At 31.8% G+C, this 12,599-nt stretch carries 8 protein-coding genes, 1 pseudogene and 1 other annotated feature; of the genes and pseudogenes, 2 read left to right on the forward strand and 7 right to left on the reverse strand.

The features are described 5' to 3' along the window. Positions 1 to 27: 27 nt before the first annotated feature. The 4 genes from hypB to abc-f all read right to left on the reverse strand — a co-directional run bounded on the left by hypB (position 28) and on the right by abc-f (position 6,467). Positions 28 to 699, reverse strand: a complete 672-nt coding sequence (gene hypB / locus B3B03_RS07410) for a hydrogenase nickel incorporation protein HypB (RefSeq protein WP_346846659.1) — start codon at positions 697 to 699, stop codon at positions 28 to 30. Positions 700 to 1,188: 489 nt separating this feature from the next. After that, complete coding sequence (locus B3B03_RS07415) at positions 1,189 to 1,914, reverse strand: MBL fold metallo-hydrolase (protein ID WP_346846658.1); 726 nt, start codon at positions 1,912 to 1,914, stop codon at positions 1,189 to 1,191. Positions 1,915 to 2,523: 609 nt separating this feature from the next. Further along, positions 2,524 to 4,431 (reverse strand): threonine--tRNA ligase, encoded by a 1,908-nt coding sequence (gene thrS, locus B3B03_RS07420; RefSeq protein WP_346876887.1) that lies wholly within the window; start codon positions 4,429 to 4,431, stop codon positions 2,524 to 2,526. Between the two features lie 65 nt (positions 4,432 to 4,496). Continuing rightward, positions 4,497 to 4,727 (reverse strand) — a binding site (T-box leader). A gap of 87 nt (positions 4,728 to 4,814) precedes the next feature. Next, positions 4,815 to 6,467: a ribosomal protection-like ABC-F family protein gene (gene abc-f / locus B3B03_RS07425; protein ID WP_346876888.1), complete on the reverse strand. Its 1,653-nt coding sequence runs from the start codon at positions 6,465 to 6,467 to the stop codon at positions 4,815 to 4,817. A 522-nt stretch (positions 6,468 to 6,989) separates the two neighbouring features. On the opposite strand from abc-f, the gene B3B03_RS07430 reads away from it, so the two are divergent. Further along, on the forward strand, positions 6,990 to 7,646 hold the full coding sequence (locus tag B3B03_RS07430; RefSeq protein WP_346876889.1) for an HAD family hydrolase: 657 nt from the start codon (positions 6,990 to 6,992) through the stop codon (positions 7,644 to 7,646). 273 nt (positions 7,647 to 7,919) lie between these two features. On the opposite strand, the gene B3B03_RS07435 is transcribed toward B3B03_RS07430, so the two are convergent. Further along, the gene (locus tag B3B03_RS07435) at positions 7,920 to 8,642 is read right to left on the reverse strand and encodes a DUF434 domain-containing protein (RefSeq protein ID WP_346876890.1); all 723 of its coding nucleotides are present in this window, start codon (positions 8,640 to 8,642) and stop codon (positions 7,920 to 7,922) included. Between the two features lie 203 nt (positions 8,643 to 8,845). On the opposite strand from B3B03_RS07435, the gene B3B03_RS07440 reads away from it, so the two are divergent. Continuing rightward, complete coding sequence (locus B3B03_RS07440) at positions 8,846 to 9,958, forward strand: DEAD/DEAH box helicase (RefSeq protein ID WP_346876891.1); 1,113 nt, start codon at positions 8,846 to 8,848, stop codon at positions 9,956 to 9,958. A 202-nt stretch (positions 9,959 to 10,160) separates the two neighbouring features. Here the strand turns inward: B3B03_RS07440 and B3B03_RS07445 are convergent, their stop codons facing one another. After that, positions 10,161 to 11,246: a glycosyltransferase gene (locus B3B03_RS07445; protein WP_346876892.1), complete on the reverse strand. Its 1,086-nt coding sequence runs from the start codon at positions 11,244 to 11,246 to the stop codon at positions 10,161 to 10,163. 121 nt (positions 11,247 to 11,367) lie between these two features. Continuing rightward, positions 11,368 to 12,599, reverse strand: a pseudogene (locus tag B3B03_RS07450) (collagen-like protein); the annotation flags it as partial.

The following is a 12,599-nucleotide window of genomic DNA, read 5'->3' on the forward strand; positions in this document are numbered from 1 at the left end:
ATTCCCCCAATAATTTTTCAATATACCCTATTTTTTATTCCAATCTTTTACTTCATTACGTATCCAGTTAACCCAGTCATCAATTCCCTCACCAGTTCTAGCAGAGATTGGGATGACCTTAATATTGGGATTCAATTTTTTCACACGCTCTTTCACTGCTTCTAAATCAAAGTCAAAATAATCTATTGCATCTATCTTGTTAATTAATAAAACATCAACAATGGAAAACATTAAAGGATATTTTAAGGGCTTGTCATCTCCCTCTGGTATACTTAGTATCATTGCATTTTTTGATGCACCAGTATCAAATTCTGCTGGGCATACTAAGTTTCCTACATTTTCTAATATTACAAAATCAATATCTTCTGTTCCCAATCCATTTAGTCCTTGTTTAGTCATATCTGCATCCAGATGGCACATGCCACCGGTATGCAATTGTATTACCTTTGCACCAGTCTTTGAAACAGTATTAGCATCCACATCTGAGTCAATATCAGCTTCTAAGACCCCAATACTCATTTCATCTTTTAAAGCTTCAATTGTTCTTAAAACAGTTGTTGTTTTCCCTGACCCTGGTGATGACATTAAATTTAACAAAAAAGTCTTATCTTTTTTTAAATCTTCTCTAAGTAGTTCTGCTTGTTTATCATTGTTTTCGAAAACATTTTGCTTAATCTCGATAACTTTATACATATCCATACTATTTTACACCCCCATTTAATTTTTCTTTTTTACATTAAAACATAAAAAATATTACTTACAATAAAATTGTATCATGTAATCCATATTAATGAAATATATTCCCATATATGCTTTAATATGATATATCTTACTATATACTATCTGTTATTTTCTCTTTGATTATTTAAAAATTTTGTAGCATGATTACTACCAAAACTTTGAACATTTTATCTCCGTGGACTATTGACGATATTTCACCATGGTTATGGTTGGCTCGCATATATGTAAAACCTACTTTTCTATATAATTTATATCTTCACTGATAATTCAACCATTCATATTACTATCTCTCTCATGTGTTAATACTCCTTTGCAAAGTTCCTATTCATATATTATCTTAATCATCTAAAATTCTCTTTTAATACTAATATATATTCAATTTCAACTCACCACTTAAACTAACAAAAAAATCGCACCTACTTATGGTACGATTCCTCTCTTTATGTCTCAACTTAACTTTTTTAATTCTTCCATTAAATATGAAATTGCTTCTTCCTTTGTTCCAGGTTTATCATGTCCCAGAACATAAGTATTAAAATCAATTTCTTTAATTAGCTTAATAAAACACCCTAACTTATCCTTATCATATTGGCCATTATTATCATAGTGATCTTCACAATCTGCATCACCAATAAACACCACTTTTTCTTCGGGTACATAAATCAATACCGAATCTTCTGAATGAGGTGCTTCAATTTCAGTTATTTCGCAATAAATTCCACCCAAATCAATTTTTAAACTTCCGCTAAATTCTATATTTGCAGAAGTTACTTTTATATCTTGTCTGTTTGAATACTCTAATTTAATACATTTGTCACACATTTCAATATCTTTACCTGTTTCAAGTCTACTTTTCATATCATCATCAGACCATTGCCATGTTGCAACTTCTTTCAATTTTTTATTTGTCAATTGTCCAGCAATTGTCTTTCCTACTACTGAATGCATGCCAAATGTATGATCCCAATGCCAATGGGTAATCACTGTATAATCTGGTAAGTTCAAACCTGCATTATTTAATTCACAATAAAATTTTTCTACATGTTTAGATGAATTACCTGCATCGATAGCCAATGAATATTTATCTCCTTTGATATATCCAATAACTGGTCTATCAGTTTCTTCTTCTGCAGGTAAGTAATAAATTCTATTAGATATTTTTTTTAATTCCATAAACTAACTTCCTCTTCTTTCTTACTTATTAAAAAGTACTTTATATTTAGTTAGGTATAATAGCAGTTGAGGCATATCTACGTGTAATTAATATAAATAAGCTTTAATTATCTTATTTGAAATTTATGATATACATACTTACATTTTATAGCATAATATCCACACGAACAATATTATTTATATGTTTATTTTCTTATCTCCTAAGTTTAAAACATACCTCAATATTTTATGTTCTATAAATAACAGCAGGTATAGTCTTATTATCAGTTGTCAACCACATCATCAAAGTTTGGAATAAGTAGTTTATTGAAATTGCATGTACGAGCCGTTGTGGTAGCTTTTTTTATCTTTAATTCAATTTCATCAATTCCTCTTGCTCTAATAAATATAATAAGAATATCATCTTTATTTGTAGTTCTTACAGTAATATACCCTTTTTGTTAAAAACACAAAATAACATCCATTTTCAGGATATTATTTTATATATTTACCTTATTTTATCCGATGACTATCAGCTCTAATACTCCCATCTTCTTCAAAGTGGAACTAAAGAGCTGTTATGTCCCTGGATAACGATTTCTAAAGCTTCATAGAAGCTAAGAACTCTGTTTATAATTCTTTATTCCTTATTTCATTACCGATTCTTTCTATTAAAGATTCTAATTTAAAAGTTCCTTCATCTCCATTTTTTCTACTACGTAGTGAAATTGTATTTTCTTTTTCTTCCTTTTCTCCTACAACAATAATATAAGGTATTCTTTCATTTCTAGATTCTCTTATTTTATAGCCTATCTTTTCATCTCTATAGTCCATTTCAACTCTTATTCCATTTTCACTTAGCTTCTTTTTAATACTCTCTGAATATTCATTGAATTTATTTGATATAGGCAGTACCTTTACTTGAACCGGAGCAAGCCATGTTGGAAACTTTCCTGCAAAGTGTTCAATTAATATACCTAAAAATCTTTCTATACTTCCATATATTACTCTATGAATAACTATTGGTCTATGTCTATCATTATCACTTCCAATATAGTCTAATTCAAACCTTTGAGGTAATTGAAAATCTAATTGAATTGTTCCACATTGCCATGTTCTTCCTATACTATCCTCAAGATGAAAATCTATCTTAGGACCATAAAATGCTCCATCACCTTCATTTATTTTATAGTCTAAACTTAATTCATCTAAAGCCCCTTTTAAGGAGTCTTCTGCTAATTCCCAGTCTTCATCACTTCCCATGGAATTATCTGGTCTTGTAGAAAGCTCGAGATTATACTTAAATCCAAATTTTGAATAAACTTTATCAATGAGTTCTATTACCCCTTTAATTTCTGATTTTATTTGATTTGGTAACATAAATATATGAGCATCATCCTGTGTAAAAGCTCTTACTCTCATAAGTCCATGTAATGCTCCTGAAAGTTCATGTCTATGAACTCTACCAAGTTCACCTACTCTCATTGGAAAATCTCTATAGGAATGAGCTTCAGATTTATATACTAACATTCCTCCTGGACAATTCATTGGCTTTAATGCAAATTCCTCATCATCAATAATTGAAGTATACATATTCTCTTTATAATGATCCCAGTGCCCAGAAACTTCCCATAATCTTTTATTAAGCATTATTGGAGTCTCGATCTCAACATAACCTGCTTCTGCATGCAAAGTCCTCCAAAAATCAATTAAAGTGTTTTTAAGAACTACTCCTTTAGGTAAGAAAAATGGAAATCCTACGCCTTCATCTACAAAGTTAAATAATTTTAGTTCTTTGCCTAATTTTCTGTGATCCCTTTTTTTAGCCTCCTCTACATTATGCAAATGAGTTTCAAGTAATGTATTATTTACAAAGGCAACACCATATATTCTCTGTAGCATCTTATTTTTTTCATTGCCTCTCCAATATGCCCCAGCTACACTTGTTAGTTTAAAAGCTTTTACATACTTTGTAGATGGTATATGAGGTCCTCTACAAAGATCAATAAACTCTCCCTGCTTATATAGGGAAATTTTCTCTCCTTCTGGTAAGTCTCTTATAAGTTCAACTTTATAAGTTTCCCCTTTTTCCTCCATTAGCTTAATTGCATCTTTTCTTGAAACATCTATTCTCTCAAATTTTAAATTTTCTTTAATTATGTTATTCATTTCTATTTCAATCTTATCTATATCTTCAGCAGATAAGGGACTTTCAATATCAAAATCATAATAATAACCATTTTTTATGGAAGGTCCTATAGCAAGTTTCGAATTACTATAAATTCTTTTTACTGCTTGAGCCATAATATGTGCAGTTGAATGTCTAATTACCTCAACAGCATTTTCATCATCATAGGTTAAAATATTTACCTGGTCATTATCTTTTAATTTACAACTTAAATCAACCAAGGTTCCATTTACTTCACCTACTATTGCTGATTTAGCTAAATTTTTACTAATTGAACTTGCAAGATCATAAACATTAGAATCATCACAAATTTCTTTTATTGAACCATCTTTAAGTTTTATACTTATCATACTTATCCCCTCCTTAACAAAATTTATTGAATTAGTTATTATACGACAAAAAAGCATCCGTCCCACCTTGGGACGAATGCATAACATCCATGGTTCCACCCAAATTGAATTAAAATAACTCAATTCATCTCAAATTTTATAACGGTATTTACCGATGGCATTTTACTAATATTAGCTAATCAGCCATAACTCTAGGGTTAGTTTTCTTATAGTCATATTTAGGAATGCTTACAGTCGGTGACACTCCCTCTCTATAAATTGTACTCTATAATACTCTTCCCTTTCATTGTTCATTTTATTTTTAATTTTAAAGAGCTCTGTGCACTTCCTCTTATTGAAAACAATACTATCACTTTTGCAATATGTTGTAAAGAGTTTTCTTACTATTTTGATAAATTTGTTTTTAACGTTTTTAATTTACCCAATAATTCATTATATTCTTCATCCAGTTCAACTACATCATCCTTTTTTGATGGCATGGATAACCTTCCAACAACTTCTGAAAGACGATTTTGCAATATGAAAATTTCATTTTCAATTTTTTCTTTATCATTATATTTATTTTTATTTTTGCTTTCTAAATACTCATTATAATTACCTTTAAACATCTTAATTTTATGATTTTCTATAGTCATTATATTGTCTGCAATAGATTCTACAAATCTTCTATCGTGGGATACAAACAATAAAGTGCTATAATAATCTTTAAGTACATTTTCTACAACCTCAAGAGAGTTTATATCCATATAATTAGTGGGCTCATCTAATATAAGAAGATTTATATTTTGTAATAGCATTTTTGCAAAGGATACTTTAACTCGTTCTCCTCCACTTAATACACTTACTTTTTTATAAATATCTTCTCTTTTAAATAATAATCTTGCTAGTAGTATCCTAGCGAAAGTTTCATCATATATGCTACTTTCCATTACATTTTCTATAATAGTATAATTTTCTTTTAAAATGTCAATAGCTTGACTAAAGTATCCTATATTTGCTCCTTTAGCAATTCTAATAGATTTATCATTGTCCATTATCATCTTTATTAAAGTACTTTTTCCACATCCATTAGGACCAATGAGTGCTACCTTTGAGGTGTTATATATGCTAAATTCAGCATTATCTAGTATCATCTTCTTGTCAAATGCCTTAGTTATATTTTTACCCTCTATAACTATTTTACTATGGAGCTTATTTGAATCCTCAATGTCTAGCTTTATACTAACTTGTTCTTTGGGTTTCTCTTTAACTTCAAGGTGATCTATTCTCTTTTCAATATTTTTCACCGCTCTTTCAATGTTTGCCCTGGCCTTTTGACCTCCCATCTTGTGAAGCCTAGCCTCAGAATTTCCCATTCGTTTAGGAGTAGTTTTTATACCTTTCACCCTTTGTTCTGCATGGATAATTACACTTTGAAGTCGCTTCTTTTCTTTTTTATACTCCTCATATTCAAATTCAGCTCGGTCTCTCTCCTTAGCTTTCAAAGAAGCATAGTCACTGTAATTACCATAATATATTTTTATTCTTCCATCCTCTATTTCTAAAATCTTATTACATAACCTATCTAAGAAGTTTCTATCATGGGATATAAGAATGAGAGCTCCTTTATATTTTTCAAAACTTTTTTCCATAAGCTCAATGCCCTCTATATCCATATTGCTAGTAGGCTCATCTGCAAATATCAACTGGCTATTCTGACTTAGTGCATAAGCAAGTTTAAATCTAGTCTTTTCTCCTCCACTCATGTTCTCATTCCAAATACTTTCTACATTAAATCTAGAAGCCATTTCACTAGTTATTGATATACTTTCTGGTTCTTCTAACTGTGATATATATGAGTATGTTCCATATAACTTAACATGGCCTTCATCTGGATGCAATCTTTGGCACAATATATTAATTAATGTAGTTTTACCTACTCCATTTACACCTACAACACCTATTCTATCCTGGGAACAAGCCTTTAAATTTTCTATATCCAAGATGGATCTATCACCAAAACTTTTTTTAATATTACTACATTCAACTAATAACAAAAAATCCCCTCCTTATAACCTGGAGAGGATAGCATCGCAACTATATCATAACCTTTAATCTGCACTAAATAAAACCTTAAAATATATACAAAAAAATCAGTATATATTAGGATTCAAAGTCTTAATTAAGGTTAATAACACACTATATTGACAAACCATCAACAGTTACAAAAATACTATCCACTCACAAAATCAAATAAAATGCATAACAACAAAGCCTTTCTTGAGGCCTCATTCTAATTTTGATTTCTCATAAATAAAAGTGAATTATATTCTCATGTCTGCAAATACCTTGCCTTTCTTAAAATTGAGTTTTAAACTACTCAATGATAATTATATAAATGACTCATTGATATGTCAACTTATTTAATTCCAAACCTATCTCTGCAATCTATATGAAAATATCTCCAAAATATTTTCATATTCATGTATAATATATATTAGTTAATATACATTTGTATTTATAATATTAACAAGTTAAAAATTAAATTCCAAAATATAAAAATATAAAAGGAGTCAGCTATGTTGAAATATAAATGTTTAGTCCTTGACCATGACGATACCGTTGTTAGAAGTACACCTGAAATACATTTTCCAGTATTTAAAAATACCTTATTTAAACTTCGTCCAAATACAGAAATAACTCTAGATGAATTTATGATGTATTGTTTTGATCCTGGATTTAATTCTTTATGCTTTGATATTTTGAAGTTTACAGAGGAGGAAATGGAATATCAACTTACTACATGGAATGAGTACGTAAAAAACAATGTACCTGCTTTCTATACTGGATTCGAAAGAATTATTCAAAGGCAAAAAGAAGAAGATGGACTAGTTTGTGTTGTCTCTCATTCCTACAGTGAAAACATAAATCGTGATTATTTAGAGAATTGTAGTCTTGCTCCAGACATGATTTTCGGATGGGAACGCTGTGAAGAAGAGCGTAAGCCTAATCCATATCCCCTTCAGGAAATTATGCGTAAATATAACCTTAAACCTAATGAACTTATAATGATTGATGATTTGAAGCCAGGCTTTGATATGGCCAAAAGTTGTAATGTAGATTTTGCTAGTGCTGGATGGTCACACACAAATAGCTTAATTATAGAATTTATGAAAAAAAATTGTGATTATTATTTTAATAAAGTTGATGAGCTTGAAAAGTTTTTATTTGAATAACATTAATCCAAAAGTCAATGAATAGATATCTCTTTCCAGAAGGTGTAAATGGAACTTTTTTCAATACTGTATTATAATAAAATAATAAATACCTCTGCCAAATGACTATGGCAGAGGTATTTATTTTTCTACTATCTAAGTAGAATATTACTCATTCCCTCAACATCTTTTTTATGCGTCTTTTTACTACTTTTAGTTCCAAAATTGCTTCCCTTCTTTTACCTGTTGACTTACACAAAACAGTAATGTTTTTACTTATAGGTTTATACATCCTTACAAAAAATAAAATTTACTAAAATCCACACAATTAACCCCTAACTTCTTATCATCAATAATACTCCTATTCATATTTATCCAACTCTTACATTTATCAATGATAATTGCATCACTAGATACTACATTTTCTTTTGTTTCTAATATACTATCCACATTGTTAATAATCTCTACTTCCACTTCAAATTGTAAATTTTCTAGCAATTCTAAGATTCTCATCTTCAGTCTCCTTGAATTTGAAACTGGTTTATCTAAATAGAATATAGCTTTATTAACTTTATATTGTCCTAATCTTTCACCTAGTAGTTTAATTGCTATATCTGTTTTATCTATGACTGAATATGTACCCCGAAGTCCTGCTAAATCTCTTATTGTACCATCCATTGACTTTATAATTAGTGAATTAGAAAGTGCAACTTCTAGAGTTATTATTGTATTAAAGCCATCTATGTTTATTGTTTTCCCCGAAAAAGAACCAATAACTTCTTTAGCTTTTCTATTTGTAACATCTTCACTTTTAGAAATTCCCCTCACTAAAGCAAGCCTCTGCCTTTCAGATAAAAGATAGTGATTTCCTATAAAGGTTGATGCTCCCTTTATGTTATATCCCCTATTTAATAGAAACAATAGCTCTTCTCCTGCTTTATGTAATTTACATCTGTATTCATCTCCAAATTCCTTTTCATCCCTTGGGACATATCCTCTTCTAGTAGTTTTACTCAATATCTTCACCTTACTTTCAACAGTAATATATTTCGTGTTATTACCTTGCAATGGCCTTTTCTACTACCTTTCTTTTTTCACCATTCATTATGCTCCACATTATAAGGATTATTCATCTCTTTTGTATGGAATCTATTAAATTGATAAATACTTTAATATGTGTTACTATTAGGCGTTGAATAAAGGATGAAAGGTATGAGTAAATGAATTTTAAAGAATTAGGAATTAGTACAAATATAATAGATATATTAAACAAGTCTGGGATAAAAGATCCAACTGATATTCAAAGAGAAAGTATTCAATATATTAAAGAAGGAAAAGACCTTATAGCTGAAGCTCAAACTGGTACAGGTAAAACTTTAGCATTTCTATTGCCCATTTTTGAAAATATTAATCCGAACCTTGATGCTACACAAGTGTTAATATTGACTCCAACCCGTGAGTTAGCTATTCAAATTACTAACGAGGCCTCTAAATTAGCTGAGAGCGTAAATATAAATATTTTAGCTGCTTATGGCGGAAAAGATATAGGTTCCCAATTAAATAAGCTTAAAGGAAGCATTCACTTAATAATAGCTACCCCTGGAAGACTTCTTGACCATCTTGAGAGAAAATCAATCAATTTATCTAAGCTTAAAACCTTTGTTCTTGATGAGGCAGATCAAATGCTACTTATGGGTTTTAAAAATGAAGTAGAAAATATAATTAAGCATACCCCTAAAAACCATCAAACATTATGTTTTTCTGCTACTATGGATTCTTCTGTTAAAAAACTTGCTTATAAATATATGAAAGATCCTATTGTGGTGTCTGTAAAAAAAGAAAGCATAACTCTTTCTACTATAAATCAAGAAATCGTTGAAACTACAGATCGCTTAAAGCAAGATTCTCTCTTCAAAGCTCTTGAAGAAGATAACCCATTTATGGCAATAATCTTCTGCAGAACTAAAAGAAGAGCCGATGCTCTTGAAATGGCTATGGGTAAAAGAAAATTTAATTGCGAGAAAATTCATAGCGATGTTCCTCAAAATAAAAGAGAAAGAATCATGAAGTCCTTTAGAAATGCGGATATTCAATATCTAATTGCAACGGATGTAGCTGCAAGAGGTATTGACATTTCTGGTATTACTCACATATATAACTATGACATTCCAGAATCTCCAGAAAGCTATATTCATAGAATTGGTAGAACAGCTAGAGCTGGTGAACGTGGTTATACTTGCTGTTTTATGGACCCAAAAGATACCTATTTACTTGAAAAAATTGAAGAAAAAATAGGATTTAAAATTTCTAGAAGAAATATAGATTTAGTGTAACTTGAAATTTAACATGATATAAAATAATAAGGTACTAGGGGATTTATTTCCCTCAGTACCTATCTTTAAATTATATTTTTTACATTTATATTAACCCAAGTTTAATTCCATATTTTTCAAATGGTTAACATCAAAAATAAAGGTTTCTATTTTTATTATTAATCATATTGTATATAACTTCATCTATCTCTAATAATTATTATTAGATAAATTTTTTCATTAAATCAAGGTTATTCTTTAAACGCTTATTACTAGGTGATATTTCAACTGCTTTTGTTATATAATAATATGACTTCTTGTAAAGTTGTAAATTAAAACAAGCAATGGAAGCAAGATCATATGGTTCTGAACCCCATGGTCCTGGTTCATTAATATAAGATAACGGTCTATCTTCTATTTTAAGTGCACATTCTATCATATAAAGCACCCCTGACCATTCTTGTAATCTATATAATAAATTTGCCATATCTACATAGGGTTCTCTCAAATTAGGTTCCTCTAAAATGGATTTGGCAAACCATTCCTTAGCTTTACTAATATCTCCTTTCTCCATATAAGATTTTGCTATATATCTCATAGAAGCAGAACGTTCAGCTTTCCATAATGCTGTTGGTAATTCTAGGTGCTTTAATAATGTACTAATACATTTATCCCACATCTCCATGTACATATATTCTCTACCTAAATAGTGTAAGTTTCTATCATCAGTTGGATCTTCTTGTACCGACAATTCAAGAAGACCTAAATATTGTGCCCTAGATTTTGATTTTTCAGGATAGTGATTTAGTTGTATTTTGGGTTCAGTACTAACAATATATTGTTGATCACCATAATAATTCAAAACTTCATGAACAGGATGAACCCATTTAAAGCCATTACGTGCATGAATTTTTTCGTATAAAAATACATATCCTTCATTTCCATCTTCATCAAAATTCCAAGTATATCTATATCGTAACTGTTGAGTATTCTCTTTCCATGCATTCTCAACCTTTTCTCTCCAACCCTTTTCAAATACCTCATCTAAATCTGTGCATACACAAATATCAGTGTCTTCTGGCACTAGTTCTAACGATTTATTTCTTGCTACATCAAACCTCCATGGATTAAAAATTTCTTTATATACATTTACTCCTAATTCTTTCAGCTTGTTTACTGTATTATCTGTTGAACCAGTATCTAAAACTATTATACTATCAGCTTCAGACATTGAGTCTACCCATCTTTCTACGAACTGTTCTTCATTTTTACATATTGCATATACACAAATTTTATATGAATTCATCATAAAACACCTCACTATGCTCTAAAATCTTTACAATTTATACATTTATTTTTATAATCTTTAAGTATTTCTATTACTATCTTTAAATTTAGCTGGGGTTATTATAACCCCAGCTGAGTAAATTTTATAGGTGTACGCTAACTATTGATAAAGATGCACGAACATTTGCGTCTGTAGCCAGCAATACTGAACTCGTACTTATATTGGTTAAGTTAATTGTATCTCCAACAGCTCCATTTATTATTACAAATCCAGAAATTTGATCTCTTACATTACTAGGATTACTTGCTGGCCCCTGTATGGACCCATTTTGCAAGACTGCAAAAGAAACATAACTTGCTGTTGTTCTCTCATAAGAAACCCACCAACTAATGTAGTAAATTCCTGCTCTGTTAATAGTAATAGTTGTGTTTGTATTCCAAACTAAATCTCCATCATAATTTGCATTAATAGCATCAAATATGATTGGAGCATTTGCTAGAACTTCTTGTTGAAGATTTCTAGAAACTTGAAGTCCTCTTAATTGTGAATTTCCACCAGTAGGGCCTGTTGGTCCTTGTGGTCCTGTTGGCCCTTGTGCTCCCGTTGCTCCTTGTGGCCCTGTCGCTCCTGTTGCTCCAATCGGTCCTTGTGGGCCTGTTGGACCTTGAGCTCCTGTTGCTCCTTGTGGCCCTGTCGCTCCTGTTGCTCCAATCGGTCCTTGTGGGCCTGTTGGGCCTTGAGCTCCTGTTGCTCCTGTTGCTCCTTGCGGTCCTGTTGGACCTTGAATTCCAGTTAACCCTATTGGTCCTATTGGGCCTGTTGGGCCTTGAGCTCCTGTTGCTCCTGTTGCTCCCGTTGCTCCAATCGGTCCTTGTGGACCTGTTGGACCTTGAGCTCCTGTTGCTCCTGTTAGTCCTTGTGGGCCTGTAGAACCAGTTGCCCCCGCTGCTCCTGTTGCTCCTTGTGGCCCTTGTGGTCCTGTTGGGCCTGTTGCTCCTGTTGCTCCTGTTGCTCCTGTTGCTCCTGTCGCTCCTGTTGCTCCTTGTGGGCCTTGTGGACCTGTTGGACCTTGCGCACCTGTTGCACCTGTTGCTCCCATTGCTCCTTGCTGGCCTGTTGGGCCTATTGGTCCTTGTGGGCCTGTTGGGCCTCGCGATCCTGTTGCTCCTTGGGCTCCTGTTGCTCCCGTTGCTCCTGTTGCTCCCATTGGCCCTGTTGGACCTTGAGCTCCTGTCGCTCCTGTTGCTCCCATTGCTCCCTGTGGTCCTGTTGGCCCTATTGGTCCTTGTGGACCTGTTGGACCTTGCGCACCGGTTGCTCCTGTTGCTCCTGTTGCTCCTGTTGCTCCTGTCGCTCCTGTTGCTCCTTGTGGGC

The organism is Clostridium sp. UBA5712, from assembly GCF_002419845.1.
Taxonomy (GTDB): Bacteria; Bacillota; Clostridia; order Clostridiales; family Clostridiaceae; genus Clostridium_J; species Clostridium_J sulfidigenes.